The following is a 24,878-nucleotide window of genomic DNA, read 5'->3' as shown; positions in this document are numbered from 1 at the left end:
CCGCCGCCGGACCCGCGCAGGGCCGGCGGCTTTTTTACGGCCGCACAGCTCAGCCTTGCGCCAGCACCTGCTCCAGCTTGCCGTAGAAGTTCTGCCAGCCGTAGTTGGCGCCCGCGATGGCCTGCTTCTGCTCGGGGCGGAAGCCTTGCTGCTCCATGCGCAGGTGGGTACCTCCCGCCGTCGGCGTGAGCGTGAAGGTGACCGTGGTGTGCACGTCGAAGGCCGGGTCCTGGTGCGGGTGGTTCCAGGTGTAGGCCAGCGTCTTGCCCGGCTCGATGGCCAGCACCTCGCAGTCGATCACGATGTCCATGCCGGGCTGTGGCGTCATGCTCAGGTTGAAGCGGTGGCCCACCTGCGGCGCGAAGTCGTTCTTCATCAGCCACTCCTCGATCAGGTGCGGCTGGGTGAGGGCGCGCCAGAGCTTGTCGGCCGGGTGGGCGAAGTCGCGTTCGACGACGACCGTGCGGACGTCGGAAGCGGTGGGGTGTGCGGCTGCGGTTGCGGTGTCCATCATGGTGCCATCCTTTGCGTGAGGGTCATTGGTCCATCCTTCTCAGCAGATCGTCCAGGTCGTCGAACTTGCGTTCCCAGAAGCTGGTCATCTGTTTCGTCCAGTCCACCAGCGGCGCCAGGGCCGCGAGCTGGGCACTGTAGTGCGTCTGCCGCCCTTCGTGCCGGTCCAGGACCAGCCCGGCCTGCTTGAGGACGGCCAGGTGCTTGGACACGGCCGGTTGCGACACAGCGGCTTGCGCCGTCAGCGCGGCCACCGTCTGTTCGCCCTCGCGGCACAGGCGTTCGAAGAGCGCCCGGCGGGTCGGGTCGGCGAGTGTTCTGAAGAGAAGGTCTTGAGAGGTTTCCATTTGCATCCATAACTGGCCAGTTATGGGATGAAATATAACCCGCGAGTTATGAGTAAGTCAAGCGCGACCGGATTAAAGGGGAATGATGTCGTCGCCGGGCAGCGGCTGGCACGCCACGCCCAGCGGTTCCCAGCCGCGGTGCACCACGATGCGGGTGGTGTCGTGGCACAGCTCCACGCGCTGCGCCTGCGGCACCTGGCGCCGCACGAAGGCCTCGATGGCGGCGGGCACGCTGACCTGCAGCGACAGCGCATACACATCGTCCAGCGGATGATCGTCCACATGCACGAGCGGCACGAACTGGCCCGCGAACATCATCCAGTGCGCGGGGATCTTGACCGGGCCGGCGACATAGCCCTGCGCGCGCAGCCAGGCCTGCGCGTGCGTGCGCGCGGCGTCCGGCGCAGGCATGCGCCCATCCTCGCGCGCATCGGCGTGGCTCCAAGCCCAGGCCAGCAGCTCCGCCACCCACTGGTTACAGTTCTGGTAGCGCGTGGAATAGGCGTAGGCGTTGGCGCTGTAGCGGCCCGCGAGCAGGGCGAGGGCGAGCCGGTTGTCCAGCGCCGCCTGGGCGAGGTCCGCGCTTTCGGCTTCCGGCAGCAGCACCAGCGACACGTGGCCGCTGGCGGGCGCCTCCGCGCCCAGCGCAAAGCCGGACATGCCCTGGTCGAAGATGCGCGGGCGGGACTCATCGCAGGCGTAGTACAGCTGGCGCACCGACCACGGTCCGCCGGGATTGTCCTTGAAGGCGATGCCGGCGTGGGAATAAAGGAGATTGAAGCGGCTCAGGTCCAGTCCCGCGCGCGACACGATCGCCACGCGCGCACCGGAGCGCTCCAGCTCTTGCTTGACCGCGGCCGCGAAGCGCAGCACGCGGTCCTGGTCCGCCGCGGTGATGTCGTGGGGGCGCTCGCAGAAGGTGAGCATCCCGGCCCGCGCGCCCACGCTGGCCAGCAGCAGGAGCGCGGCCAGCAGCAGCCGGGAGACCATCAGAAGAACGTCAGGACGTCAGATGGTGACGGGGCGCGACGCCAGTTCGCGGTACCAGTCGTCGTGCAGCGCGAGGAAGAACGGGCGCTGGGTGTCCGCATGCGCGAACTCGTAGCCGTAGGCGCGTTCGTTCACCTGCACCACGGCGCCCTTGGCCACCGCGCGTTCGGTCAGCGCCCGCTCGGGCAGGTCCAGGAAGAACTCGCGCACCGGGCCTTCGGCCACTGCGCGCAGGGTCAGGCGCGTCTTGCCGGCCTTGCCGGGCGCCTGCGCGATGTCGATCACGCGGTACTGGCCACCGGCCACGCGGCGGTCGCCGCTGGAGCTGTTGCTGGAGCCGCCGATCGAGTCAGACACGCTGGCCGACGACGCCGAACCGGCGCTGGAAGCCGACGAGGCCACGCTGTCCGCATGGGCCGGGAGCGCGCACGCGGCGGCCAGCAGGCCGGGGCCGAGAACGCGGGAAAGACGGGAGCTGATCATGAGGGACCTATTTTCATGCACAAACAGTTGGAACGCCCATTGTACAGCCAGCCGCGCGGACCCCGGCGCCCGGCGTTCGACCAGACGGCCGAGCCACCCGCCCTACGGTTCAGTCAGCTGCCCAAACCGGTCGGGGTACGTCCCCCGTTTGAAATCTTATCCGAGCGACGGTCGGGCGCTGCCTATGCGGCCCGCCCTGGAGCGCGCCAGCGCCACGGCTCGGGCAGGCGTCCAAACCGGTCGGGGTACGTCCCCGGTTTGAAATGTCTTCCGAGCGGCAGTGGGATGCTGCTGATGCGGCGCTGGTGGCTCAGGTGCGCCGTGCTGTGCCCATTCCAGCGGCCGGAGGCGGCGTGGTAGCATGGCCCGCTTTGAATGTGCAGTCCACGCCATGACTTCCTCCTTCCGTTCTCGTTACGACGCGATCGTCGTCGGCACCGGCCCCGGTGGGGCCAGCGCTGCGCGTGCGCTGGCCCGTGCCGGGGCGGCGGTGCTGATGCTGGAGGAGGGCAGCGCGGCACCGGTCACCGGCACGCTCACGCAAATGGCGGCCATGGCGGCGGTGCCGGGCAAGGGCGCTTTCTTCCACCGCGACGCGTCGCTGCTGGTGCGTGGCATGACGGTCGGCGGCAGCTCGACCCTGAACTTTGCCACCGCCGCCGCGCCCCCGCTCACCCGCTTCGCGGCCCTTGGCGTCGACCTCGAAAGCACGCTGGCCGGCGTGCGCGCGAACCTGCCCGTCAGCCCGCTGCCGGATGAACTCATCGGCCCCATGGCCCAGCGCATCGCGGAAGGCGCCCGCGCCAGCGGCCTGCCATGGGCAAAGCTGGACAAGATGATCCGCCCGCAAAGCTGCCGCACCGGTTGCTGGCGCTGCGTCTACGGCTGTCCTTACGGCGCCAAGTGGACGGCGCGCGACTGGGTGGAAGAGGCCCAGCGCCACGGCGCGCACCTGGCCGACCATGCGCGCGTGACCCGCGTGCTGGCGGAGGGCGGCCGCGCCACCGGCGTCGAAGCCATCCTTGATGGCAAGCGCGTGGAGCTCAAGGCCGCGCAGGTGGTGCTGGCCGCCGGCGGCATCGGCAGCCCGCGCATCCTGCACGCATCAGGCCTCGCGCCGCGCAGCGTGCCATTTTTCAGCGACCCGGTGGTCGCGGTCATGGGCACGGTCGACGACATCGACGGCGGCGCCGAAGTCCCGATGGCGTTCGGCATGAGCATGCCGGAGCGCGGCCTGACGTTCTCCGATCTGACGCTGCCCAAGCCCATGTACCAAGCCTTCGCCGCACAGGTGGGCCGCGTGGACCGCCTGTTCGCACACGCGCGCACCCTGAGCGTGATGGTCAAGATCCGCGACGACGCGGGCGGCGGCATCGGCCCGCGCTGGGCGGACAAGACGCTCACCGCCGCCGACCGCGCCAGATTCGCGGACGGCATCCGCACCGCGCGCGAGATCCTGCGCCACGCGGGCGCGCGCCACATCTTCAAGAGCTGGCACTTCGCGGCGCACCCCGGCGGAGGGCTGCAGATCGGGCAGGCGGTGGATGCGGACTTGCAGACGCCGACGCGTGGCCTGTATGTGTGCGATGCCTCAGTGCTGCCCGCGCCCTGGGGCCTGCCGCCGACGCTCACGCTGCTGTGCCTCGGCACGCGGCTGGGCCAGGCCATGGCCGCTTATGGAGTGCGCGAAGCTATGTCTTCCACCACACCTTCAAGCGGCGCCAGAACTTGACCAGCTTGAGCACCAGCGCCGCCATCGGCGCGCGCAGGAAGGGCAGGTCGTAGGACAGCAGCAGGAGGCCGATCGGCACATCCTCGATGCCCACGACGGGCATATACGGAAAGAAGATACCCACGCCGATCAGCGACATGGCGAGTGGCACGCGCACCTTGCGCGCGCGGTCCGAGCGGGCCCACGCGATGAAGCGCTTGGCCTTGCCGGGCACCTCGCGCTCCACCTCTTTCATGGCGTGGTCGATCTTGTCTTTGTCGTCGGTCATGCGGCCATCGTAACCACAAAGGTGGTCCGATGGCGTCTGCTTGCCGACGGCCGCAGTCCGGATTACTGCGGCGGCATGCCGGACATGTAGACCAGTTCCCAGATATGTCCATCCAGGTCTTCGAAGCCATGGCCGTACATGAAGCCGTGGTCCTGCGGAGCGCGCGGGGTGGTGCCGCCCGCTGCCACGGCCTTGGCGACCAGGCTGTCGACTTCCTCGCGGCTGTCGCACGAGAGGCAGACCAGCACTTCGGTAGCCTCCTGCGCCCGCACCAGCGGCTTGCTGGTAAAGGTGCGGAAGAAGTCTTCGGTCAACAGCATGGCGTAGATGCTGCCGTCGTTGATCACCATCGCCGCCCCGTGTTCATTGGTGAATTGCGGGTTGAAGGTGTAGCCCAGCGCGGTGAAAAAGGCCTTCGACTTGTCCAGGTCGCGGACGGGGAGGTTGACGAAGATCTGCTTGTTCATGGTGTTCTCCTTTTTGGTGGGTTTGTCAGGCTACGACGAACGGGCTATCCAGGAATCGACAACTGGGCGCGATTATTTCAGCAACGGTGGAATCAAGGTGGGAAATTCGCGCAGCAGGCCCTCGCGGGACCACTCGCCATCGGACATGCCTTCCAGCTTTGAGGCGTCGTTGCGCACCAGACGCGCGAAAGCCACCGTGCGACCGGACTGCGTGGCCCAGCCCACGAACCAGCCGTAGCCGGATGAAGCGCCGGTCTTGGCGTGCATGTCTCACCCGGCCGGTGCGTTGCCGATGCGGGTCAGTGCGGCCGTCATCCCGTAGGCGCGCTCGCTCACGCCCAACTGGCGGTTGACCAGTTTACCGAGGAAGGCCAGCTGCTCCAGCGGCGATATCTTGAGCGAGGAGCCGATCCAGGACAGGGTCAGCCCATCGTGCTGCGCGTCGCCGGAGACGTCGGCGTTCCCGTAGCCGAACTGGCGGGTGTAGGCCGCCAGGCGGTCCGGCCCGAGCGCCCGGGTAACCTCCTGCGAATACCAGACCACCGATTCCCTGATCCAGCGGGCCGGGTCGGTCGGCTCGCGCCAGGAAGGCTTCCAGTCGACATAGCCCGCGCGCCAAGGCAGGCGCGGTGTGTGTTCGTCCTTGAGGAATCCGGAGTCGTAGCCCATCAAGCTGATGGCGATCTTGAAGGTGGAGGCCGGAGTGATACGCGTACTGCAGTCGCCGCGCTGCAGGAGGACCTGGCCGGTGCGAACGTCCGCGACGGCCAGGCAGATTTCGCCGGCCGATGCGGGGCGGGCGAGGGCGGTTGCGAGTGCGAGCAGGGTGGGGAGCAGCAGGCGTTTCATAGGGTCCTTGTCAGTGCGCAGGGACGACGCGCGATCCGAATGTGCCGGCGACGGCGCAGCGGCCGTTCGCCGCGATGGTCCAGGTGCCGCTGTCCAGGTCCGCGTGCAGGCTGGCGTGCACGCCAAGTGGTACCAGGGCGAGGAAGCGGGCTGCGATGCGGGTCACGCGCTGGCCGCTGGCGCGCTCCAGTTCCGCGCACGCCTTGCCCACTGAGTGCATGCCGTGAATGATCGGGGCGGGGAGGCCCATCAGGCGGGCCGTCCAGCCGCTCAGGTGGATGGGGTTCCAGTCGCTGGAGACGGCGGCGTACCGGCGGCCGCTTGCTGGCGTGAGCTCCCAGTTCGCCAGCTCCGGTCCGTCCAGCGCGATGGGTTCGCGCGGTGCATGCGCGCCGCTGCGCTGCCCGCGCTTGACGAGGTAGCGGCTGGTGCAGGTGAAGACCGGCGTGCCATCCTGTTCGCCGTCGGTGCGCAGGGTGCAGTAGATGGCGCCGCTGGCGGTGGGTGGCTCCACGCGTACTTGCGTCGCCAGGAGCAGCGGCCTGCCGAGCTGCGGTCGCGCATGTTCGACAATCTCGTTTTCGGTGTGGATGATGCCCGCAAGCCGGAACGACACCGGCTGCGCGAGCAGCGTCGCCAAATGCGCGCGCTGTACGGGAAGGTAGTACCAGGTGACCGGCAGCGCACCGTGAATAAAGCCCAGATGTTCGGCATAGCGGTCGATGCTGGTTGCATCCACCGCCGCCAGCTCGTAGCGGCTCTCGAACGACGCCCCATCCGCCGCCGCGGGCATGGTCTTCTTGAACGCCACCGCAATCAGCGTGGCCAAGTTCAGCACGGGCAGGGCAGGCGTCGATGCGGTCATGTTGGGCGGCGCGGAGTCGAAACCACCATTCTGGCATACCCCGCACCGGAGACGTTGCGGCGGGCTGCCGGGATCTGCGCCGCGCCGCCTGGACCTCGCGTACCGAGAGTGCCGCGTGCCGCCGGAGTGGACCGGCGTCTACGCCCCCGCCGTCGTCCCGGGCGCCTGAGCTGCGCCCGCGCGGCGCATGCTGATCAGGCCTGCGACAATCGCCAGCACGGACGCGATGCCGAGGCTGACCCGCGGCGCGGAATCGGTCGGCAGGACGGTCAGCAGCAGCGCGACGATGATCGCGCCCGCCGTCTGCCCCACCAGGCGCGCAGTGCTCTGCAGGCCACCTGCTGCGCCACTGCGCTCGCGCGGCGCGGACAGCAGCAGGTTGCGGTTGTTCGGCGTCTGGAACATGCCGAAGCCCAGTCCGCAGATCATCGCGAAGATCACGAAGGGCAGCATGTTGTGCCCGAAAGGCCACGCGGCCAGCAGCGCCAGTCCCACGCCCAGGCAGATGCCGCCGAAGGCGCACAACCACGCCGTCGAGAAGCGGTCCGACAGGCGCCCCGCGAACGGCGCTGCCAGCGCCACGGTCAGCGGCCACGCCGTCATGTAAAGGCCCGTCTGGAAGGCCGACAGCCCGAGCGCGTGCTGGAGGTAGAAGGGCAGGGCGACATAGCTCGCCATCTGCCCCGTAAAGCAGCTCACCGATGCCAGCGCCGACACGCGGATCGCGGGGCGCCGCAGCAGGTCCAGCGGAATCAGGGGCGCCGGCAGCGGCAGTTCGCGCTTCACCAGCAGCACCAGGCTCGCCACGGCGACGGCCAGCAGCCCGCAACCCAAAAGGGGATCTGAGATCAGCAAATCGACGCCGATGACGAGAGGCCCGAACAGCAGGCAGTTGAGAACCACGCTGACCACGTCGATCTCGCGCTTCGACACGGGGGCCTGCGGCAGCGCGCGCGACGCCAGCAGGACCAAGGCGCCCACTGGCAGGTTGACCACGAACAGCCACGGCCAGCTGGCCACTGAAAGGATGGCCGCTCCCAGCGTGGGCCCGGCCGCGCCGGACAAGGCCACCGTCAGCGCGTTGTAGCCGATGGCGGTGCCGAGCTGGCGCATCGGATACGTCTGTCGGATCAGCCCCGCAATCGGCGCCATCACGGCCGCCCCGCCGAGCCCCTGGAAGAAGCGCGCCACGATCAGGACATTGAGGGTCGGCGCGAACGCGCACGCCGCGGAGGCCAGCGTGAACACGAGCACCCCGCCCATAAAGACGCGGCGGAAGCCGAGGCTCTCGCCGATCGCGGCGCAAGGCAGCAGCGCCATCACGAGCGCCATCTGGTAGCTGGTGACGACCCACACCGAGCGCGCGGGCGACACGCCGAGGGCTTGCGAAATGGTGGGGAGGGCGACGTTGGCGATGGCCCCGTCCAGCACCGCGAGCGCGATGCCGGCCACGATCGCGGCCATGGCCACGTAGCGGCGCGGGGTGGGAAGTCCGTCTGGATGGGACGAAGACATGCGGTTCCTTGCTGGTGGAGCCGCACCTTACACGATTTCGGCGCGCCTCGCAGAGGGACGCCGGAAACGAAAAGGCCTCCGCGCGGGAGGCCAGTATTGATGCTCGAAAGGCTCAGGTCCAGTCGTCGTCCCCGCCGCCCCCGCCGCCGCCGCTGTCGTCCCACGACGAGCTGTCGTTCAGGCCGAAGTCGTTGCCGCCCATGTCGAAGTTGTCCGGCTGGATGGGCGTGAGGCCCATGGAATCGCTGCCGGCGTTGGAGGCCGCATTGTGACCCCCTTCATCGCGATGCGAGAATTGGCGCGCGATCGCTTCCCCGGCCACCATGCCCGCGCCCAGTGCCGCGCCGGTCGCGAGCCCGCCCGCGATGCGTGAACCGAGGCCCGAGCCTTGCGGCGGATAGCCCGGCGCCATCGGCTGCTGGCCGTAGCCGTAGTTCCCTGGATTGCCCGGGTAGTTCTGGCCGTTGTTGCCGAAGCCGCCGTTCAGCCCCTGGTTGCCGTAGCCGCCCGGGTAGCCCGCCTGCTGCTGGTTGTTTCGGCGGCGCAGGCCGCGCAGCATGAAGAAGGCCACACCCGCGATCACCAGGATGAAGACGATGGGCATGAAGCCGAAACCACCACCACCTCCGCCGCTGCTGCGCTGCTCGCGGGGCGCCGAATACTGGTCCGGCCCGTACTGCGCGGCGGGCAGGCCCGATTGCACGGTCGGCGTGCCGGCCGGTGCCACCGGCGACTCCACGGTCGAGGTGCCGTTGAGGCGCGTGCGCAGCCCCTGCACCGAGGCGGCCTTGGCGAAGGGCAGGCCCGGAGCGAGGCGTTCGGCGGTGGCCAGTTCTTCCCGCGCGCGGTCGTACTGGCCCTGCTTGGCCAGCAGCTCCGCTTGCACGTAGTGCGCACGGCCGCTGTTGGGGTGCTCCTTGAGCACCTGGTCCATCATGGTCTGCGCGTCCGTGTAGCGGCCAGCCTTGGCGGCCTGGTAGACCTGGTCGACAGTGGGGGAGGCCGCGTACACGCAGGCACTGGCAACCAGTGCCGCCGACAGCATGCAGGCCTGCAGAATCTTTCGTGTTGTCATGATGCGTCCTCATGGGGGTGACGATTTGCCACTGAAGATAAGGACGCTGATCGAAAAGTCAATACTCAGCCTGCATATTGTCCACGCGCTTGAAGTATTTGCGGGCGAAGGAGAGCAGCTGGGCATCGCTTGGATGGTCCACGGTTTCCACGCCGACGATCTTGTCCGACTGCTGCGGATGGTGCTTGAGGACATACTTCAGCAGCCGCAGTTTTTCCAGGCCGGGGCCGACCACCAGGACCGACAATGCGTTCTTCACGCCGCCCACCACTTCGTCAAAATAGTGGGCCGTGTCGCCGTCGCTGCGGCTCTTCTTGGTGTGGACCTTGTGGGTGTCCAGCCCGGACTTCACGACGCTGGTTTCCGATGCCTCGCGGTTGAAGCCGATCAGGTGGGCCTCATGGTGGTCGAGCCAGACGACGACATGGTTGAATTGCATGATTTGATCCTTTGCGGGTTGACGATGTGCAAAGGCTACGCTGTCGAGTGTGGAAAATATTTGACGCCGGTCAAGTCAAGCCGACTTGCGCGGGGCGAACCCGGTACACTGCACTTCCATAAAACAGGGAGACAGATATGCATGTGATCGCGCGCTGCGCCGCCATGGTGGCGGGCCTGGTGCTGGCCGCTGCGGCCGCGGCCCAGACGGTGCCGGACGGCGACTATCATCAGCACGTGTTCAGCGAGCCGCTGCTGGCGATGCTGGGCCCCGACTCCGGCCTGCACGCGCTCGATGCGCGCGGCCTGGTGCCGCTGCTCGATGCGGCAGGCATCCGCAAGGCGGTGCTGCTGTCCACCGCCTACATGTACGGCAAGCCGACCCGCCAGGTGGACAATGAATACGCCCGCGTGCGTGCCGAGAATGACTGGACGGCCGCACAGGCCGCGCTGTTCCCGGGCCGCCTGATCGCCTTCTGCAGCTTCAATCCGCTGAAGGACTATGCGATCGAAGAGCTGAACCGCTGCGCGAACCATCCGGGCCTCAAGTACGGAATCAAGCTCCATGTTGGGAACTCGGATGTGCAGTTCGATAATCCGGTGCACGTGGCACGCCTGTACCAGGTGTTCGCCGCAGCGAATGCGAAGCACATGGCGATCGTCATCCACATGCGCGCGAGCCTGAGCCAGAAGCGGCCCTACGGCGCCGCGCAGGCGCGCACCTTCCTCGAGAAGATCCTGCCCGCGGCGCCGGATGTGACGGTGCAGGTGGCGCACTTCGCCGGCACCGGCCCTGGCTACGACGATCCGCCCGCGCGCGAGGCGATGGCCGTGCTGGCCGATGCGGTGGAGCGCCGCGACCCGCGCACGCGTCACCTGGTGTTCGACGTGGCCAGCATCGTCAGCCGCGATATCGACAAACCCGCCGCGCAGCTGGTGGTCAAGCTGATTCGCCAGGTGGGCACGGAGCGCGTGCTGTATGGGACCGACTCCGCGCAGGGCGACAACCTGCGGCCGCGCGAGTCCTGGGCCGCTTTCATGGCCCTGCCGCTGACGCCGCGCGAGTTCACCCAGATCGCGCGCAACGTTCCGGATTATTTTTCGAAGTAAGCGGCGCGCAGGTTAGTCCGGATAGACCGGCTGGTCGGCGCCACTGCCGGCCACGGTCATCCATGGGCGGATGCGCCAGCCCGTCACCAGGCCGTTCGCCACGTACGGATCGGCCTTCACGAAGTCCTCCACCACCTGGGGCGTCTCGGCCCGGAACACCAGCAGGGCACCATCGACCGGCTCGGCCAGCACGCCGCCCAGCTGGAATTCGCCACGCGCGTGCGAGGCCCAGGCCAGCTTCAGGTGCGCGTTGCGGAACTCGGCGCGGCGGGCCAGGTAATCGGGTGCGTAATCGTAGAACAGGGCGTAGTGCATGGTGGCATTCTTCCAACGAAAAGACCCATGGTAGCAGCTTGGTCGCGCCATACGGTTGTGTCGGAAAACTTAACATTTATCATGAATCAAACGTGCGCCTTCTTGGCTAGGTGACTGAAGTCAAACACTATTCGCAGCGTGGCACCGAACTTGCATTGACGAGCTGGAAAGCGCTCTCTCATAACTCGTTGATTCATAAAGGAAAATAATAATGCTGAATGTCACTAAAAGCGGGCTCGGTGTTCAACATCGCGTGGCGGTGCTGGCGGCGCTCCTGTGCAGTCTGGCTGTCCCGGCCCAGGCAGGCATCATCGGCAATGGCGCCACGATTGTTCCGGCCATTTCAGCCGGGTCGCCGAGCGGCGTGCCGCCCGACTCTCCCGGCGCGCGGGTGGACCCGAACGTGCCCACCTCGCCGTACTCTGGCGTCGTCAGCGTGTACGTGCGCAGCAACGGGCAGGACGTGATCTGCTCCGGCACCCTGGTGAACCGCCGCGACATCGTCACCGCCGGCCACTGCGTCGATAGCAATGGCAACGGCACCGCAGTCAATCCCTCGGCGCCCGGCACCATCGTGCAGGCGGTCTTCAATTCCAGCGGCGCGTACACGGCCACCATCAATGCCAGTTCGGTGCTGATCCACCCGGACTACCAGGGCTTCGGCGTCTGCCCGCCGGGCGTGAACAGCCAGTGCTTCAATGACGACATCGCTGTGATCCACCTGCAGGAAGACGCACCGGCCTCCGCGCGCTCGTACGCCATCTTTGGGTCCGAGGTATCGCAGGGACAGGTGGTGCGGCTGGCCGGCTACGGCGCCTCTGGCGATGGGGTCAATGGCTACCAGGGCATGGCCGATTTCGCGGTCAAGCGCGCGGGCGGCAACGTGATGGACCTGTTCGAGCTTGACGACGAACAGGACTTCGCGGGAGGACCGCAGGAAGTCTGGTACGCGGACTTCGACGGCGGCGGCAAGGACACCTTCTGCGAACTGTTTGGCGTGTGCACCCCGGTGCTGGCGAATAACGAGGAGACCATCATCAGCGCTGGCGATACGGGCGGTCCGGCCTTCATCGTGCGCAACGGGCAGTACATCCTGGCGGGGAACACCAGCTTCTTTACCGAGTCGGTCCCGGGGATCACGGATACGCCGGGGACCTTCGGCAACTATTTCGGCGGTGTGCTGACCGGCGCCTACGTGGACTTCCTGCGCGAGGCCACCAATGGGAACATCACTGTCGTCTCGGTGCCGGAGCCGGGCAGCGTGGCTGTGCTGCTGGCGGGCCTGGGGCTGATGGGCGTGGCGCGCCGCCGCCGCGCGTGATATTGACAGCGTCCTGACGCAATCGACAACGGGGGCGGGCCTGGGCTAACATCTGGGCCGTGAAACAGCTCATCACCACGTCCGTCGTGCTCGCAGCCGCCTTGACCGGTGCCGCGGGCGCGGCGCCCCTGCGCATCGCCACCACCGACCTGCCGCCGCTGGCGGTGGAGCAGTCGCGCGAGCATCCGGGAGCGCTGGTGGAGGTGGTGCACGAGCTGCTACGCCGCGCGGAGCTGAAGGGCAAGGTGGATTTCGTGCCCTGGAAGCGCGCACTCTTCATGGCCGGGCATTTTCCGCAGACGGCCGTATTCCCGCTGACCCGGTCCCCGGAGCGCGAGCGGGACTTCCAGTGGCTGGTGCATCTGTACCACGAGCGCTTCGTGTTCGTGACCGACACCGCGCGTGCCGGCGCGCCCGATCCCGAGCGGCTCAAGGGCAGGCGGATTGCGATCCTGCGTGGCTCCGCGCAGGTCAAGGTCCTGCGCGAGATGGGCTATACGCGCGTCGTGGAGACGGCCACCGTGGCCGAGGGCCTGCGCTTCGTCCACAACGGCATGGCCGATGCGATGTTCGGGGACCAGGACATCACGACCGGCGTGATGCGGCGCGTGTTCCCGCACGCGGAATTCAGCTTCAGTGCCCCGCTGCGCACCACCACCACTTGGCTGGGCGGATCGGCCGACATTCCGGCGGCGGATGCGGCGCGGCTGCAACAGACCATGCGCACGATGCTGGAGGATGGCACCTACGCGCGCATCATGCGCAAATACGATCTCGCGACCACGCCCTGAGGGGCTTCCCAGCCACGCCGGGTTACGGGTAAGCTAGCGCTTTGCGGCCACGCGCCGTCCCTTGAGAGAGACCTGTTCGACCATGCGCACCACCCTGATCGCCGCCGCGGCGGCAATGCTGCTCGCTTCCGTTCCCGCCTTCGCCCAGCCGGGCAATGGCGGCGCCAAGTACTCCGATGTCGGCAGCGCCGATGTGAAAGTGACGGACGTGGTGCCGAACTTCGTGGCCGCCACCGTGCCCCTGTTTGCGGCCGAGACGGCGCTGCTGTCCGCCGTGGGCGGCAAGGCCGATGCGGACCGCCTGCAGACCGCGGCCAAGGGCCTGACCAACGACGCGACCCGCGGTGCGCTGGACGAGATCAACACTGCCCATATGGACGCGCTGGCTGGCCTGGAGAAGGCGCTGGCCGCCAAGCCCACGCTGGACGAGGGCGCGCGCAAGCAGTTCGCTGATGCGCTGCGCAACCTGGGCGTGGGTCTGGCCGAGTACACCAAGATGAACCGCGACCTGGAGCCACTGCGCAAGAAGTGGCGCGGGGGCGGCACCACCACGGCGCCGCTGTATGTGGCCAAGGGCATGCCGTTCGCACTGAAGTCGCTGGGTAGTGCGGCCAAGGCGGCCGTCGAATACGCGCAGGCGAATAACATTCCGGTGGCGCCGGAAGCACAGAGCGCGGTCGCGGCGCTGTAATTCTTCTGCGGCGTGCCTTGCTGGCGCGCCGGCATACGTGCTGCCTAGCGCAGGGCGCTGCGGATGTAGCGCACGTCCTCGTTGGCGTAGCCGGCGGCGCGGCCCCAGTCCTTGAGGGCCGCGACGACGGCTGCCTCGCTCGCCGCCGAGCGCTGGTGGCGGATCACCCAGATTGTCAAAGTCGGCGCACGGTCGCACTGCGTCTGGCCACGGCTGCCCAGGTGGCAGCGGAAGTGGCGGGCCGCGATGCCCGCGATGGTGGCGCTGGCGCGGTCCGTCACCGCGGCGGCCCGCTCATCGCAGCCACGCTGGGCGCAGGCCGATTCCAGCAGAAGATTCCCCGGCAGGACCAACGGTTCCGAAGGCGAGGCCGCGAACAGGCTGGCGAGCTGCTTCGAGAGCGGCTGGCGCGGGTCGATGATGTCGCCCTGCTCGTGGGCGAAGGTCGCGGCCAGTTCGCGCGCGAGCGAGGAGGTGGCGGGCAGCGGCGCCGTGTGCGCGCTGGCTGCGGCCAGCGCCAGTGCGGCAGCGAAGGCTAACGCCGGGAGCGCTGCCGCGCACACGGTGAAGGCGGAGGGTCTCTTCGTCATACGTTCATCATAGCAGTGCCGTGCAAGCGCGCTGCCGCGCTGCTGGTCAGCCGCGCGAGCGCCACGCGGGCAAGTGGATGCGCGCCGCCGGATCGGCCAGGAAGTCCTGCAGCACGGTGTCGAACAGCGGCAGCGCATCCGCGTACTCCCGTTGCCGCATCGCCTGTGGCGCGCCGAGGTGGCGCAGCACGAAGTAGTCCGCCAGCAGATCGCCCTGCGCCTCCATGTTGTAGTCCCCCAGCCGGCGTTGCGGCGCCAGCACGTAGCGATAGCCGAGGAACAGCCGCACCGCCCCGCGCAGCATGACCGGATAGCCAAGCTGGTACTGCCACACGTGGACCAGCTCGTGCATGAACCAGTGCTGGTCCGTGGGTGACGCCTGCGCGAAGTCTGGCCGCGCATGCGCCGCCGGAAAATAGATCTGACCGTTCGGCGTCACCGCCGTATGCCGATGCTGCAGCCCAAACGGAAAGAACCCCCGCGCATGAATGCGCACGGGCTCCGGATCGAGCGCCGCCCCAAACACCACGCGCGCCATCGCCGCCTCCCCCTCGGTCAGCCGCCTCCCGCTCCGTCGATCGAATAATCCCATGCCCCGAGCATAATCCACCCCGGGGTACGTCCCCGCTCCCAGAGCGGGGACGTACCCCGCCCTAAAGCTGTAGGAATCCACCTTGGCGAAAAAAGTTCCCGGCCACGGACATACTCAAAAACCCCGTCAAATCATGCAATTACGCGTGGCGAGATAATCAAGGACGATTACCGGAACTGGGGACGTACCCCGGTGTGGGAGCGGGGTACGTCCCCGGGGGAATGGCGCGCCGACTTTTTGGGGGGGTGGTTATCATCGGCGGTATGAACGCGATGCGCCTATTTCTTGCGCTGGCGGCGGCCGTGGCTTGCACGGCGGCGCCGGCCCAGCAGCCACCGACGTCCGCCGGGACAGTGGTGGTGTCGACCACGCGCGATCCGGTCGATAAGTCCTACCGCAAGATGCTCAAGGGGATGGAGCGCTTCGAGCGCGAACACTTCCATGCGCCGCGCGCCACCCTGCGCTTCCACCTGCTGCCGCGCCTCCCCAACACAAAGATGGAAGGGATCACCCTGCGCGTAGCCGGGAACTCGGCCTCGATTCCGGTGCCCATCGCGCCAGACAACAGCTTCACCGTGCCCCGCAACCAGAAGGCCTGGGACGAAGACGCCGCCGTCCTCGCCAACCGCAAAACCAGCAGCATGACCTGGCGCGCGCTCGTGCAGACGCCCGGCCTGCCCACCGGCGTGCGCCGCCTGGGCGACCTGCGCCTCGAATGCAAGGTGGGCATGGACGCGGGGCTGGTGTCCAACACCTCGCCCACTTTCGCGTGGCTCAACAGCTTCCTCAACGACACCGACAAGGTGTGCGGCTCGCCGGACGGGAACTACCTGTTCTTCGCGGACCGGCCGATCTTCGGCGTCACCTTGCACGCGCCCGGCCGCACCGAGGTGCTGCCGTTTGCGATGCTCTACTCGGGCGGCAGGGAGACCAGAGAGTCCTTGCCCTACTGCGACTGCCAGGTGATGCTGGACCGGAGCTACTTCGCACCCATCTGGGATAACTCGTGGCCGGACGATACGCTGGTCACCTTCGAGTACATGGACGATGCGGAGGGGGTGCAATGAAGCGCATCGCATGGACGTGCCTGTTCGTCCTCGCGGGCTGCGCGACGCAGCAGCCAGAGGTGCGCTCGGTGCCGGAGACGACGCTGGTCCAGGCGCTGCAGCCCGGCGTGACCACCAAGGCGCAGGCCGCAGCGGCGCTCGCCCCGGAGAAGAAGGTGGCTTTCGATAGCGGGTACGAGACGTGGCTCTACCACTACGCCACGCCCGCAGGTGCGGGCGAGTACGTGGCGCTGTTCGGCCCTGACGGCGTGCTGCGCAAGACGCGCAAGCGCGAACCTTCACCACCCGCCACCGGCACCGCACCAGCAGCGGCTGGGCGCTGAGCCCTACGGCGCGAACGCCGCGCGCCATCCTTCTTCCATAGCCACCGGGCCACGGCCGCGCGCCGCATCGCCCGTCAGCGCAGCAACCCGCGTACCACGGGATCCAGCCTGCGCATGAAGTCCTCCACGGCCTCGGTGTACGCCCCGGGCGCGCCCAGGTCCTCGTTGATCTCCTTGTGCGACTTGTCCTGCTCCAGCACCTGCGCGCGCGTGCCCAGGCGCGTGGCCTTGCGCACGTAGCCATGCGCCTGTGGGCAGGACTCACGCCGCCGCGATGAGCACACCGCCAGGAACGGCGCCCCGGCCGCATTCAGCTGCGCCAGCGGCGACGCGTCCCGCCACAGCGCCTGGTCGGTGCCGAACGCCTCGTCATACAGTTTGAAGTGCCGGTGCTGCATCACTTCCTCCACATCGTACGCGGCGCTGTCGAGCGCAATGGTGCCAAGCCACGGCTGCACGCGCTCCGCCGCCACGATCTGCGGCGACGACGCAATCAGCGACACCAGATGCGCCCCCGCCGAATGCCCCATCACGATGAAGCGCGCCGGGTCCCCGCCCCAGCTGGACGCCTTGAGCTGCGCCGCCGCCAGCGCCTGCGCCACCGCGTGCGCCTGCTGCAGCGGGTTCGCATCCGGCAGCATCGGGTAGTTCACGGAGATGAAGACGAATCCCTGCGGCACCCAGCGCGCCGCCTTGTTCTCGACCACGGACTTCATGTTTTTGTCGCCGCGCTTCCACCCGCCGCCATGAACCATGAAAATGACCGGCGCGCTGCGTGCGCCTGCCTGCGGCATGTAGACATCGAACCGTTGGGCGGAACCGGAACCGTAGGCCACGTCCTGCACCACATTGACGCCCGGCGGCACCGTGGCCGGGGCCCCGCGGCCTTCTCCCGCCAGGCCGCCGTCATCCTCCATCTGCGCCGCCTGCCGCTCGGCGCGGCGTTCCTTCAGCTTGTCCCGCAGCGGCCCCGCGCCCGCAGGCTGGATCAGGGACATCGACAGCGGCAGCAGCACCAATGGCAGCAGCATTTTGGCCAGTGCGCGGCGTTGAAGTGGCATTCGGTTCATCGCATCTCCTTAACTGGATTGTCAGCGCGGCCATGTTAGCCCCGCCGGCTACCCCCAGCGCAAAGCTTTACACAGCCGTACAATTATGAATGCTTTGTTAACGCCACCCGACAGCCGATGACCTTCGACACCTCCCCCGCCGCCGTCGTCCAGCGCCAGCTCGACGCCTACAATGCCCGCGACATCGACGCCCTCCTCGCCACCTACGCCGAAGACGCGCAGCAGTTCGAGCACCCGGGCAAGCCGGCCGCGCGCGGCCACACCGAGATCCGCACCCGCATGGCCGTGCGCTTCCAGGAGCCCAACCTGCACGCGCGCCTGATTCAGCGTGCGGTGATGGGCAATATCGTGATCGACCACGAACACGTGACCCGCACCTTCCCTGGCGAAGGCACGGGCAGCGTACGCATGGTCGCGATCTACGAAGTGGTGGACGGGAAGATCCAGTCGGCCAGCGTGCAGGTGAGTGACAAACAGCTCGACGCGGTCTGAGTCTTAAGTCCCAACCTTCGGTGTACAGTGTCGGCTCCCGACACTGAGCTTCACCGACCAAGCATGACCTGCCTCCACAAGTACGTACACACCGCCTGCGCCCTCGCCTGCGCGGGCGCCTTCGCCCTCAGCGCCCACGCGCAAACGCTCTCTTCCACTGAACAGCGCATCGCCGCCGAAGTGAAGGCGCATGCGCCCGAGGCGCTCAAGCTCCTCGAACAGGCGGTCAATATCAACAGCGGCACCATGAACCACGCAGGCGTGCGCCAGACCGGCCAGCTGTTCATGCGCGAATTCGCGGCCCTGGGGTTCGAGACCCGCTGGCTCGACCTGCCGGCGGAAGTGAACCGCGCCGGTCACCTGCTGGCCACGCGCGCAGGCACGCAGGGCAAGCGCCTGCTGCTGCTCGGTCACCTGGATACGGTCTTCGAAAAGGACAGTCCCGTGCAGAAGTGGGAATGGCGCGGCAAGCGCGTGCGCGGCCAAGGCGTCAACGACATGAAGGGTGGCGACGTGGTCGTGGTCGAAGCCCTGCGCGCCCTGCACAAGGTGGGCGCGCTGGACAACACCACAATTACCATCATGTTCACCGGTGACGAAGAGGAAGCGGGCAACCCGAAATCCATCTCGCGCCGCGACATGATCGAAGCCGCAAAGCGCAGCGACATCGCGCTTTCGTTCGAAGGCACCGTCACCGACAAGGACGGCCACGCCACCGGCACCATCGGCCGCCGCTCGTCTTCGATGTGGGACCTGCACGTGACCGGCCGCCAGGGCCATTCCAGTGGCATCTTCCGCAACGCCAGCTATGGCGCCATCTTCGAAGCCGCGCGCATCCTCGACACCTTCCGGCGCGAAGTGCCGGAGGCGGACCTCAGCTTCAACCCCGGCCTGATCGTGGGCGGCACCGAGACCACCTTCGACGAGGCCAACGCCCGCGCCACCGCCTTCGGCAAGACCAACGTGATCGCCAACACCGCTACCGTGGCGGGCGACCTGCGCTACCTGACCTACGAACAGCGCGACCGCGTCCACGCGAAGATGAAGGCCATCGTGGCCCAGCACCTGCCCGGCACTGATGCCACGATTACGTTCCGCGACTCGTATCCGCCGATGGAGCCGACCGAAGGCAACCACCGCCTGCTGGCCGTGTATTCGCAGGCCAGCCAGGATGCCGGGCTCGGTCCCGTCACGGCTGTGCCGCCGGGCCAGCGCGGCGCCGGGGACATCCAGTTCGTGGCACCGTATGTCGACAGCCTGGATGGGCTGGGCGCGAGCGGCGGCGGTGCCCACTCGCCCAATGAGGAGCTAGACCCGGCCTCGATCGGGCGCGCCGCCACCCGCACTGCCATCCTGATCTACCGTCTCACGCGCTAACGCCCTTCCATCCACTGACGTCTCACCCGTACCTGCCGGCTCCAGTTCAACCTCCAGCTCAAGGACCATCGCGATGAAGACCTCCCGCTCCCCTCTCCAGCAACTGGCCCTGGCCGCCGCAGTCGCCCTGGCCCTTGCCCTCGGTGCCTGCGGCGGAGGTGGCGGCAGCAGCGGCGGCCCGGTCACCCAGCCTCCGCCCGCCACCACGGGCAGCCTGGCGGTCACGGTGGCCAGCCTGCCTACGGGTGTGGCGCCGGCGCTCCACATCACCGGCCCCGGGGGGTACGCCAAGGACCTCACGCAGGGCGACACGCTGACTGGCCTGGCGGCGGGCAGCTACACCGTGACGGCCAACAGCGTCACCGTGGGCACCACCACCTATGTCCCCGCGAGCGCGGGCCAGACTGTCACCGTGAACGGCGGCGCCACCGCCACCGTCAATGTGACGTACAGTCCCGTGGCCCTGGCGCTGGGCGTATCCCGCTACCTGACCGGGCTCGATGCACCGGTCTACCTGACCGCGCCCGCCGGCGACGAACGCCAGTTCGTGGTCGAGCGCCCGGGCCGCATCCGCGTGGTGCAGAACGGGGCGGTGCTGGCCACGCCCTTCCTGGACGTCAGTTCACGCGTGTACACAGGCGGCGAAGGCGGCCTGCTCTCGATGGCGTTCGCGCCGGACTACGCCACCAGCGGTGCCTTCTACATCTACTTCATCGACGCCAATCACGACATCGTGGTCGAGCGCCGCACGGTCTCGGGAAATCCCAACATCGCCAATGGCACCGGCGCGGTCGAGATCATCCGTATTGCGCACCCGACCTACACCAACCACTTCGGCGGCCAGCTCGCGTTCGGGCCGGACGGCATGCTGTATCTCGGCACCGGCGATGGCGGCGGCGCTGGAGACCCGAACGGCAATGCGAAGAACCCTCTCAGCCTGCTGGGCAAGATGCTGCGGCTGGACGTGAGCAAGGCGTCCGTCACCTCGCCGTACCTGATTCCGGCCTCCAATCCCTTCGCCACCCTGTCCAGCAAGCGCGGGGAGATCTGGGCGCTCGGCCTGCGCAACCCGTGGCGCTTCTCGTTCGACAGCGGGCAGCTGATCATCGCGGACGTCGGCCAGGCGGCGCGCGAGGAAGTCGATATCGTCTCCGCTACCCAGGGTGGCCTGAACTTTGGCTGGAATGTCATGGAAGGCACCGGGTGCTATTCAGGCAGCGCGTGCTCCACGACCGGTTTCACGCCGCCAGTGTTCGAGTACAGTCACGGGACGGGCGGAGTGTGTTCGATCACCGGTGGCTACGTCTATCGCGGCAATGCGATTCCGGCGCTCACGGGCCATTATCTGTACTCCGACTACTGCGCGGGCTTCCTGCGCAGCTTCCTGTACGCGGGCGGCAGCGCGACCCAGCCAACCGACTGGGGTGTTTCCGGTATCGGGCAGATCGTCTCGTTTGGACAGGACGCCCAAGGGGAGCTATACATGCTGTCCTCGGACGGCAGCGCTTACAAGATAGTCAAAAAGTAAACGCCAAAAAGGTCGAAAAAAAACTGGAACTTTCCGGGACTCTGGCCGCAATACGGTCAGAGAGACCAATAACGACCATGACCACGACCGCCACCGACATCGACCTGCTGCGCCAGATGCGCGACGGCCAAGCCGCGGCTTTCCAGGCCCTGTACCGGCGCCACCAGGGCCCGCTGTACCGGTTTGCCCTGCTGCGCTGCGGTTCGGGCGACACGGCCGCCGACATCGTCCAGGAAGTCTTCCTGGGCCTCCTGACCGGCAGCTTTGTGTTCGACCCGCTGCGCGGCCAGCTGCAGAACTTCCTGTTCGGCGTGGCCCGCAACCTGGTGCTGCGCCATGAGGAACCGCGCCGCCGGATGGCCAGCCTGACCCGGGCTGGAGACGACGAAGACGACGACGAGCTGGAACTGGACGGCGAAGCTCCCGGCCCGCTGGACAAGATCCTGGCCAACGAACAGGCTGAAGCCGTGCGGCGCGCGCTGGCGCAGCTGCCGGCGCATTACCGGGACTGCGTGATCCTCTACGAGCTGCACGACATGTCCTATCTCGAAATTGCTGACATCTGCCAAGTGGACATCGGCACGGTGCGCTCGCGCCTCTCACGCGGCCGTGCGGCCCTGGCGAAAAAGCTGCGCGGCCCCGCGGCCGCCGCGGCATGAAGGACAGAACATGACTACGACGAATTCGACGAATACGACCTACGGCGCAACGCCCAACGACCTGCCCGATGGCTACGACGACTCGACCATGCGCCTGCATCTGGACCTGCTGCGCACCGAACTGTCCGGCCACAACGCGCCGCCGGGGGTGGAGAAGGAGCTGCTGCAGGCTTTCGCCAGGCAGTATCCGAAGCGGCGCTGGTACCACCGCTTTACCGGCAGCCAGTGGGGCACGCTGGGTGGCGTGGGCAGCACGGTGGCCCTGGCGCTGGTGTTCCTTTTGTCGCTGCACTCGCAGACCGGAGTGGTCGGCGAGGCAGCGGCTCCCTTGATCCAGCGCGACAACGGCGTCGCCTTCATTGCCCTCGATTCGCTGGAGTCGATCCAGGCGGCGCCGGATGCCAAGGTGGTCGAGACCGAGCTGCCGCGCACCGCGCTGGCTGCGGCCGGGCTGCCGGTGTCGCCGGAATCGGCGGGCGACATGGTGCGCGCCGAGATGCTGGTCTCCGCCGACGGCAAGCCGCTGGCGCTGCGCCTGACCAGCGCGGAATGACGATCTGAACCCAATTCGATTCGAACCCCGTTCCCGTGGAGGCACGGGCCCTGTAGTAACCCTGTATTCACCAAGAGGACCATCATGAAGACCAAACACCTGCTCATAGCGGCACTGCTGGCCGGCCTGTTCGCACCGGCCCTGGCCGAGGAGGCGCCCGCCGACAGCGAACCGCGCAAGCTGGTTCGCATCGAGACCCCGAACCTCACCGTATTCGATGAAGGCCTGCGCATCCACGGCCGCAACATCAAGAATGCGCCGTACAGCGCGCAGATGGTCAGCGAGTCGAGCCAGTCGCTCCCGGACGGGAACCAGATCACGAGCAAGGTCGTGACCATGACCTACCGCGACTCGGCCGGCCGCACCCGCCAGGAAGTGCACGAGAGGAGCGGCAGCGAGACCGTCATCATTCGCGACGACACCTCGACCTGGATCCTGAAGCCAGCCGAGAAGACCGCGACCAAGGTACCGAACGACAGCTCCGAGATGCACCGCCTGGCCTCCGAAAAGGCGCGCGTGGCGATGGAGGCCGCCCGCAAGAGCGCCGAGGCCGCGCGCAAGAGCGCCGAAAAAGCGCGCGAGAAGGCCGAGCAGGCCCGCGCCGATGCCGAGAAGGCGCGCGAGGAAGCGCGTGAGAAATCCGAGCAGCTGCGCCGCGAGGGCAAACTGGGGCCGGACGAGGAGATCGTGGTCAAGCGCGTGCACCGCGGCGACTACATGAGCCCCGAGCGCGCGCGCCAGCTGAGCGAGGAAATCCGGGTGCGCGTGGCCAAGGACATTGACGTCCGCTCGGCGGAGATCGCGCAGCGCATCGGCCCGGCCATCGCCAACGCCTTCGGCGACTCGCGCTTCATGCGCAACCGCACCACCAAAGACCTGGGCACCCGCGACTTCAACGGCGTCAAGGCCGAGGGCAAGCTGCGCAGCTATGAGATCCCGGCGGGCGAAGTGGGCAACAAGAATGCGATCGTGGTCTCGGACGAGACCTGGTACGCGCCCGACCTGAAGATCACCGTCTACTCGAAGCACAGCGACCCGCGCTCGGGCGACCGGGTGTTCAAGCTGGAGAACCTCAAGCGCGAGGAGCCGGCGGCGGCGCTGTTCACCGTGCCGTCCGACTATGCGGTGAAAGATGTGCTGGCGGAGCTGAAAGCGAAGTAAGCACCGCCCGGAAGAAATCGTAGGGCAAGCGATGCAGGGTTAACCTGTTGGCCCGGACTGCGGTCCGGGCCTTTTTTTGCGCGCTCGATCAGGTCAACGGGAAGCGATGTTGAAGCGCTGCTTGAACCAGTCGTCGATCATCTGCTTCTCGTAGCGCAGCGGATCGCTGTCCCAGTAGCGGTTGATGCGCATCTGGTAGTTCATGTTGGAGAGCTGGTCCTCGCCGCTGGCCAGCACCTGGCCGTTGCCGGTCAGGGTATAACGCACCGTCATGCGCGGCCAGTCGGCGCGGCCGGTCACGACGCGGATCTCGCTCCCGCCGCGGAAGCTCGGGTGCAGACGCCCGGCGGGGTCGAAGTCCAGCACCTCCACCTTCAGTTCCTGCCCTTGCGGCAGCAGGCGCGCCTCCGTGATGAAATGGTCAGCCACGTTCTTCAGCATGTCCTGCCGCTCCCAGGTCGCGAACGGCAGGTCGAAGAAGGTCTCCGGGTGGACGTAGGTGATGACGGCTTCACCGGCACGCGCCGGAGCAGCCGCCGCCAAAGAAAAAAGGCCCGCGAGGGCCAGGGAAATTCGGGTTGGTGTCATGTTCGGTCCTTAGCCCGGTCCCGCCGCTCAGCGCATGCTGATGCGGTCCTTGAACCAGTCGTCGATCATCATCTTCTCATACCGCAGCGGGTCATCGGAGAAGTAACGGTTGGCCCGGCTCACCGCCTGCATGTCGCGCAGCAGCTCCTCGCCCTGCGCCACCACGGCGCCATCGCGCAGCAGGGTATAGCGCACCTGCATGGTCGGCCAGTCGATCGGCCGGATCACGCGGATCTCGTGCATGCGCAGAGGGCTGGGACGCAGCCGCCCGGCCAGGTCGACCGCCAGCACCTCCACGCGCAGCTCCTCGTTGGCGGGCAGCGCGCGGGCGCGTTTGTTGAAATGGCCGGCCATTTCCTTCAGCAGTTCCTCGCGATCGTCAGCCCAGGTCGGAAAATCCTTGTATTGCTCCGGATGGACAAAGGTCACGCTCGCGGTTCCGGCACTCGCCGCCACGGATGCCAGAGCCAGCGTGGCTCCGGCCAGCATCGTCAGCATCTTCTTCATATCACGCTCCTTACGCTTGGTCTGTTCACTATACGCCCAATGTGGGGGCCCCGTGTGACAGCGGCGCCGCGATTTGTATCAGATTGTTAGGGCGCTCAGGAACCCTGGCGCTTGGGAAAACGATCCGTGAACCAGCGGTCGATCATGGTTTTTTCCAGGCGCAGCGGGTCGTCGTTTACGTAGCGGATGTGTCCCGACACCTTGTCCATGCCCTGCATGCTGTCCAGACCCTTGTCCACCACGACCCCGTCGCGCAGCAGCAGTAAGCGCAGCTGGAACGACGGCCAGTCGTTCGAATTGATCAGGCGCCGCTCGATCGCATTCCTCTTCACCATAATCCCGGCCAGGTCAAACTGGAGGATTTCGATCTTCAGCTCTTCATTAGCCGCCAGCCGGTCACCCGCCCGCTTGATGAACTGTGCGCCAATCTGCTGCAGGAAATCGTCGCGATCCTTTTCCCAGCTAGGGAAATCGGTGTACGTGTCGACATTCGAAAACTGGATGCTGGCGGTCCCGGCGCTCGCGCCGGCAGAGGTGAACGCCAGCAGAATGGCAACCGCGGTGGAGAGAAGACGGCGCATGGTGGAGTCCTCTTAAGGGT

Annotated in this window: 30 protein-coding genes and 1 pseudogene; 13 read left to right on the top strand and 18 right to left on the bottom strand. The window is 67.3% G+C overall.

The window, feature by feature from the left end; genetic code table 11:
- Window positions 1–49 precede the first annotated feature (49 nt).
- From E4L96_RS09890 to E4L96_RS09875, 4 genes are all read right to left on the bottom strand, one after another.
- Window positions 50–514 carry an SRPBCC family protein gene (locus E4L96_RS09890; protein WP_370660737.1) on the bottom strand — a complete coding sequence of 155 codons (465 nt, stop codon included), beginning with the start codon at window positions 512–514 and terminating at the stop codon, window positions 50–52.
- Window positions 515–536: 22 nt separating this feature from the next.
- A complete protein-coding gene (locus E4L96_RS09885) occupies window positions 537–860 on the bottom strand; it encodes an ArsR/SmtB family transcription factor (RefSeq protein ID WP_135207045.1) in 324 nt (107 codons plus the stop codon).
- 72 nt (window positions 861–932) lie between these two features.
- The gene (locus E4L96_RS09880; protein WP_135207044.1) at window positions 933–1,850 is read right to left on the bottom strand and encodes a DUF2145 domain-containing protein; all 918 of its coding nucleotides are present in this window, start codon (window positions 1,848–1,850) and stop codon (window positions 933–935) included.
- Window positions 1,851–1,868: 18 nt separating this feature from the next.
- Entirely contained in the window at window positions 1,869–2,333 is a 465-nt protein-coding gene (locus E4L96_RS09875; protein ID WP_135207043.1) for a hypothetical protein, read from the bottom strand.
- 391 nt (window positions 2,334–2,724) lie between these two features.
- Between E4L96_RS09875 and E4L96_RS09870 the strand changes: the two genes are divergently transcribed.
- Window positions 2,725–4,065: a GMC family oxidoreductase N-terminal domain-containing protein gene (locus E4L96_RS09870; protein ID WP_135207042.1), complete on the top strand. Its 1,341-nt coding sequence runs from the start codon at window positions 2,725–2,727 to the stop codon at window positions 4,063–4,065.
- Here the strand turns inward: E4L96_RS09870 and E4L96_RS09865 are convergent.
- From E4L96_RS09865 to E4L96_RS09835, 7 genes and pseudogenes are all read right to left on the bottom strand, one after another.
- Window positions 4,025–4,333 carry a hypothetical protein gene (locus tag E4L96_RS09865; protein ID WP_135207041.1) on the bottom strand — a complete coding sequence of 103 codons (309 nt, stop codon included), beginning with the start codon at window positions 4,331–4,333 and terminating at the stop codon, window positions 4,025–4,027. The genes E4L96_RS09870 and E4L96_RS09865 overlap by 41 nt on opposite strands.
- A gap of 62 nt (window positions 4,334–4,395) precedes the next feature.
- A complete protein-coding gene (locus tag E4L96_RS09860) occupies window positions 4,396–4,800 on the bottom strand; it encodes a VOC family protein (protein ID WP_135207040.1) in 405 nt (134 codons plus the stop codon).
- 72 nt (window positions 4,801–4,872) lie between these two features.
- A pseudogene (locus E4L96_RS09855) lies at window positions 4,873–5,649 on the bottom strand (penicillin-binding transpeptidase domain-containing protein).
- Window positions 5,650–5,659: 10 nt separating this feature from the next.
- Window positions 5,660–6,514, bottom strand: a complete 855-nt coding sequence (locus tag E4L96_RS09850) for a MaoC/PaaZ C-terminal domain-containing protein (RefSeq protein ID WP_135207039.1) — start codon at window positions 6,512–6,514, stop codon at window positions 5,660–5,662.
- Window positions 6,515–6,652: 138 nt separating this feature from the next.
- Entirely contained in the window at window positions 6,653–8,029 is a 1,377-nt protein-coding gene (locus E4L96_RS09845; RefSeq protein ID WP_135207038.1) for an MFS transporter, read from the bottom strand.
- Between the two features lie 112 nt (window positions 8,030–8,141).
- On the bottom strand, window positions 8,142–9,104 hold the full coding sequence (locus E4L96_RS09840) for a tetratricopeptide repeat protein (protein WP_135207037.1): 963 nt from the start codon (window positions 9,102–9,104) through the stop codon (window positions 8,142–8,144).
- Window positions 9,105–9,162: 58 nt separating this feature from the next.
- The gene (locus E4L96_RS09835) at window positions 9,163–9,543 is read right to left on the bottom strand and encodes a translational machinery protein (protein WP_135207036.1); all 381 of its coding nucleotides are present in this window, start codon (window positions 9,541–9,543) and stop codon (window positions 9,163–9,165) included.
- A gap of 137 nt (window positions 9,544–9,680) precedes the next feature.
- Here E4L96_RS09835 and E4L96_RS09830 point away from each other — a divergent pair, with 137 nt between their 5' ends.
- The gene (locus tag E4L96_RS09830) at window positions 9,681–10,652 is read left to right on the top strand and encodes an amidohydrolase family protein (RefSeq protein ID WP_135207035.1); all 972 of its coding nucleotides are present in this window, start codon (window positions 9,681–9,683) and stop codon (window positions 10,650–10,652) included.
- A gap of 12 nt (window positions 10,653–10,664) precedes the next feature.
- On the opposite strand, the gene E4L96_RS09825 is transcribed toward E4L96_RS09830, so the two are convergent.
- Window positions 10,665–10,967, bottom strand: coding sequence for a YciI-like protein (locus E4L96_RS09825; RefSeq protein ID WP_135207034.1), 303 nt, complete (start codon window positions 10,965–10,967; stop codon window positions 10,665–10,667).
- 211 nt (window positions 10,968–11,178) lie between these two features.
- On the opposite strand from E4L96_RS09825, the gene E4L96_RS09820 reads away from it, so the two are divergent.
- From E4L96_RS09820 to E4L96_RS09810, 3 genes are all read left to right on the top strand, one after another.
- The gene (locus tag E4L96_RS09820) at window positions 11,179–12,288 is read left to right on the top strand and encodes a trypsin-like serine protease (protein WP_135207117.1); all 1,110 of its coding nucleotides are present in this window, start codon (window positions 11,179–11,181) and stop codon (window positions 12,286–12,288) included.
- A gap of 59 nt (window positions 12,289–12,347) precedes the next feature.
- Window positions 12,348–13,079 (top strand): substrate-binding periplasmic protein, encoded by a 732-nt coding sequence (locus tag E4L96_RS09815; protein WP_167758646.1) that lies wholly within the window; start codon window positions 12,348–12,350, stop codon window positions 13,077–13,079.
- Window positions 13,080–13,161: 82 nt separating this feature from the next.
- Window positions 13,162–13,770 (top strand): hypothetical protein, encoded by a 609-nt coding sequence (locus E4L96_RS09810; protein WP_135207032.1) that lies wholly within the window; start codon window positions 13,162–13,164, stop codon window positions 13,768–13,770.
- A gap of 44 nt (window positions 13,771–13,814) precedes the next feature.
- On the opposite strand, the gene E4L96_RS09805 is transcribed toward E4L96_RS09810, so the two are convergent.
- Entirely contained in the window at window positions 13,815–14,360 is a 546-nt protein-coding gene (locus E4L96_RS09805; protein ID WP_135207031.1) for a hypothetical protein, read from the bottom strand.
- 46 nt (window positions 14,361–14,406) lie between these two features.
- Window positions 14,407–14,952, bottom strand: coding sequence for a Rhs element Vgr protein (locus E4L96_RS09800; protein ID WP_220433413.1), 546 nt, complete (start codon window positions 14,950–14,952; stop codon window positions 14,407–14,409).
- Between the two features lie 263 nt (window positions 14,953–15,215).
- Between E4L96_RS09800 and E4L96_RS09795 the strand changes: the two genes are divergently transcribed.
- On the top strand, window positions 15,216–16,019 hold the full coding sequence (locus tag E4L96_RS09795; RefSeq protein ID WP_229414372.1) for a hypothetical protein: 804 nt from the start codon (window positions 15,216–15,218) through the stop codon (window positions 16,017–16,019).
- A complete protein-coding gene (locus tag E4L96_RS09790) occupies window positions 16,016–16,342 on the top strand; it encodes a hypothetical protein (RefSeq protein ID WP_135207030.1) in 327 nt (108 codons plus the stop codon). The genes E4L96_RS09795 and E4L96_RS09790 overlap by 4 nt, the downstream gene beginning before the upstream one ends.
- 74 nt (window positions 16,343–16,416) lie before the next feature.
- On the opposite strand, the gene E4L96_RS09785 is transcribed toward E4L96_RS09790, so the two are convergent.
- Window positions 16,417–17,412 carry an alpha/beta hydrolase gene (locus E4L96_RS09785; RefSeq protein ID WP_229414370.1) on the bottom strand — a complete coding sequence of 332 codons (996 nt, stop codon included), beginning with the start codon at window positions 17,410–17,412 and terminating at the stop codon, window positions 16,417–16,419.
- A 117-nt stretch (window positions 17,413–17,529) separates the two neighbouring features.
- On the opposite strand from E4L96_RS09785, the gene E4L96_RS09780 reads away from it, so the two are divergent.
- The 6 genes from E4L96_RS09780 to E4L96_RS09755 all read left to right on the top strand — a co-directional run bounded on the left by E4L96_RS09780 (window position 17,530) and on the right by E4L96_RS09755 (window position 23,182).
- Window positions 17,530–17,904, top strand: a complete 375-nt coding sequence (locus E4L96_RS09780) for a nuclear transport factor 2 family protein (RefSeq protein WP_135207029.1) — start codon at window positions 17,530–17,532, stop codon at window positions 17,902–17,904.
- Between the two features lie 63 nt (window positions 17,905–17,967).
- Window positions 17,968–19,281, top strand: a complete 1,314-nt coding sequence (locus E4L96_RS09775; RefSeq protein ID WP_135207028.1) for a M20/M25/M40 family metallo-hydrolase — start codon at window positions 17,968–17,970, stop codon at window positions 19,279–19,281.
- A 73-nt stretch (window positions 19,282–19,354) separates the two neighbouring features.
- Window positions 19,355–20,809 carry a PQQ-dependent sugar dehydrogenase gene (locus E4L96_RS09770; protein ID WP_135207027.1) on the top strand — a complete coding sequence of 485 codons (1,455 nt, stop codon included), beginning with the start codon at window positions 19,355–19,357 and terminating at the stop codon, window positions 20,807–20,809.
- Window positions 20,810–20,886: 77 nt separating this feature from the next.
- Complete coding sequence (locus E4L96_RS09765; protein ID WP_135207026.1) at window positions 20,887–21,468, top strand: RNA polymerase sigma factor; 582 nt, start codon at window positions 20,887–20,889, stop codon at window positions 21,466–21,468.
- Window positions 21,469–21,478: 10 nt separating this feature from the next.
- Window positions 21,479–22,021, top strand: a complete 543-nt coding sequence (locus E4L96_RS09760; RefSeq protein WP_229414368.1) for a hypothetical protein — start codon at window positions 21,479–21,481, stop codon at window positions 22,019–22,021.
- Between the two features lie 84 nt (window positions 22,022–22,105).
- On the top strand, window positions 22,106–23,182 hold the full coding sequence (locus E4L96_RS09755) for a hypothetical protein (protein ID WP_135207025.1): 1,077 nt from the start codon (window positions 22,106–22,108) through the stop codon (window positions 23,180–23,182).
- A 93-nt stretch (window positions 23,183–23,275) separates the two neighbouring features.
- Here E4L96_RS09755 and E4L96_RS09750 read toward each other — a convergent pair whose 3' ends face one another.
- From E4L96_RS09750 to E4L96_RS09740, 3 genes are all read right to left on the bottom strand, one after another.
- Window positions 23,276–23,770: a DUF3016 domain-containing protein gene (locus tag E4L96_RS09750; protein WP_135207024.1), complete on the bottom strand. Its 495-nt coding sequence runs from the start codon at window positions 23,768–23,770 to the stop codon at window positions 23,276–23,278.
- 27 nt (window positions 23,771–23,797) lie between these two features.
- Window positions 23,798–24,277, bottom strand: a complete 480-nt coding sequence (locus E4L96_RS09745; protein WP_135207023.1) for a DUF3016 domain-containing protein — start codon at window positions 24,275–24,277, stop codon at window positions 23,798–23,800.
- Window positions 24,278–24,372: 95 nt separating this feature from the next.
- Window positions 24,373–24,858, bottom strand: coding sequence for a DUF3016 domain-containing protein (locus E4L96_RS09740; protein WP_135207022.1), 486 nt, complete (start codon window positions 24,856–24,858; stop codon window positions 24,373–24,375).
- Between the last annotated feature and the right edge of the window lie 20 nt (window positions 24,859–24,878).

This window comes from Zemynaea arenosa (assembly GCF_004614185.1).
In the GTDB taxonomy this organism is placed as follows: Bacteria; Pseudomonadota; Gammaproteobacteria; order Burkholderiales; family Burkholderiaceae_D; genus Telluria; species Telluria arenosa.
Note: the sequence above shows the minus strand (reverse complement) of the source record. Positions and strands in the feature narration are given on the sequence as shown.

Excerpts from the sequence above, each read along its gene's own strand:
- E4L96_RS09755 (WP_135207025.1), top strand. The coding sequence starts at position 22,106 with ATGAAGACCAAACACCTGCTCATAGCGGCACTGCTGGCCGGCCTGTTC.
- E4L96_RS09790 (WP_135207030.1), top strand. The coding sequence starts at position 16,016 with ATGAAGCGCATCGCATGGACGTGCCTGTTCGTCCTCGCGGGCTGCGCG.
- E4L96_RS09845 (WP_135207038.1), bottom strand. The coding sequence starts at position 8,029 with ATGTCTTCGTCCCATCCAGACGGACTTCCCACCCCGCGCCGCTACGTG.
- E4L96_RS09860 (WP_135207040.1), bottom strand. The coding sequence starts at position 4,800 with ATGAACAAGCAGATCTTCGTCAACCTCCCCGTCCGCGACCTGGACAAG.
- E4L96_RS09795 (WP_229414372.1), top strand. The coding sequence starts at position 15,216 with ATGAACGCGATGCGCCTATTTCTTGCGCTGGCGGCGGCCGTGGCTTGC.
- E4L96_RS09825 (WP_135207034.1), bottom strand. The coding sequence starts at position 10,967 with ATGCACTACGCCCTGTTCTACGATTACGCACCCGATTACCTGGCCCGC.
- E4L96_RS09805 (WP_135207031.1), bottom strand. The coding sequence starts at position 14,360 with ATGACGAAGAGACCCTCCGCCTTCACCGTGTGCGCGGCAGCGCTCCCG.
- E4L96_RS09745 (WP_135207023.1), bottom strand. The coding sequence starts at position 24,277 with ATGAAGAAGATGCTGACGATGCTGGCCGGAGCCACGCTGGCTCTGGCA.
- E4L96_RS09880 (WP_135207044.1), bottom strand. The coding sequence starts at position 1,850 with ATGGTCTCCCGGCTGCTGCTGGCCGCGCTCCTGCTGCTGGCCAGCGTG.
- E4L96_RS09765 (WP_135207026.1), top strand. The coding sequence starts at position 20,887 with ATGACCACGACCGCCACCGACATCGACCTGCTGCGCCAGATGCGCGAC.
- E4L96_RS09785 (WP_229414370.1), bottom strand. The coding sequence starts at position 17,412 with ATGAACCGAATGCCACTTCAACGCCGCGCACTGGCCAAAATGCTGCTG.
- E4L96_RS09775 (WP_135207028.1), top strand. The coding sequence starts at position 17,968 with ATGACCTGCCTCCACAAGTACGTACACACCGCCTGCGCCCTCGCCTGC.
- E4L96_RS09890 (WP_370660737.1), bottom strand. The coding sequence starts at position 514 with ATGATGGACACCGCAACCGCAGCCGCACACCCCACCGCTTCCGACGTC.
- E4L96_RS09850 (WP_135207039.1), bottom strand. The coding sequence starts at position 6,514 with ATGACCGCATCGACGCCTGCCCTGCCCGTGCTGAACTTGGCCACGCTG.
- E4L96_RS09810 (WP_135207032.1), top strand. The coding sequence starts at position 13,162 with ATGCGCACCACCCTGATCGCCGCCGCGGCGGCAATGCTGCTCGCTTCC.
- E4L96_RS09820 (WP_135207117.1), top strand. The coding sequence starts at position 11,179 with ATGCTGAATGTCACTAAAAGCGGGCTCGGTGTTCAACATCGCGTGGCG.
- E4L96_RS09865 (WP_135207041.1), bottom strand. The coding sequence starts at position 4,333 with ATGACCGACGACAAAGACAAGATCGACCACGCCATGAAAGAGGTGGAG.
- E4L96_RS09885 (WP_135207045.1), bottom strand. The coding sequence starts at position 860 with ATGGAAACCTCTCAAGACCTTCTCTTCAGAACACTCGCCGACCCGACC.
- E4L96_RS09830 (WP_135207035.1), top strand. The coding sequence starts at position 9,681 with ATGCATGTGATCGCGCGCTGCGCCGCCATGGTGGCGGGCCTGGTGCTG.
- E4L96_RS09750 (WP_135207024.1), bottom strand. The coding sequence starts at position 23,770 with ATGACACCAACCCGAATTTCCCTGGCCCTCGCGGGCCTTTTTTCTTTG.
- E4L96_RS09875 (WP_135207043.1), bottom strand. The coding sequence starts at position 2,333 with ATGATCAGCTCCCGTCTTTCCCGCGTTCTCGGCCCCGGCCTGCTGGCC.
- E4L96_RS09870 (WP_135207042.1), top strand. The coding sequence starts at position 2,725 with ATGACTTCCTCCTTCCGTTCTCGTTACGACGCGATCGTCGTCGGCACC.
- E4L96_RS09760 (WP_229414368.1), top strand. The coding sequence starts at position 21,479 with ATGACTACGACGAATTCGACGAATACGACCTACGGCGCAACGCCCAAC.
- E4L96_RS09835 (WP_135207036.1), bottom strand. The coding sequence starts at position 9,543 with ATGCAATTCAACCATGTCGTCGTCTGGCTCGACCACCATGAGGCCCAC.
- E4L96_RS09770 (WP_135207027.1), top strand. The coding sequence starts at position 19,355 with ATGAAGACCTCCCGCTCCCCTCTCCAGCAACTGGCCCTGGCCGCCGCA.
- E4L96_RS09840 (WP_135207037.1), bottom strand. The coding sequence starts at position 9,104 with ATGACAACACGAAAGATTCTGCAGGCCTGCATGCTGTCGGCGGCACTG.
- E4L96_RS09740 (WP_135207022.1), bottom strand. The coding sequence starts at position 24,858 with ATGCGCCGTCTTCTCTCCACCGCGGTTGCCATTCTGCTGGCGTTCACC.
- E4L96_RS09800 (WP_220433413.1), bottom strand. The coding sequence starts at position 14,952 with ATGGGATTATTCGATCGACGGAGCGGGAGGCGGCTGACCGAGGGGGAG.
- E4L96_RS09780 (WP_135207029.1), top strand. The coding sequence starts at position 17,530 with ATGACCTTCGACACCTCCCCCGCCGCCGTCGTCCAGCGCCAGCTCGAC.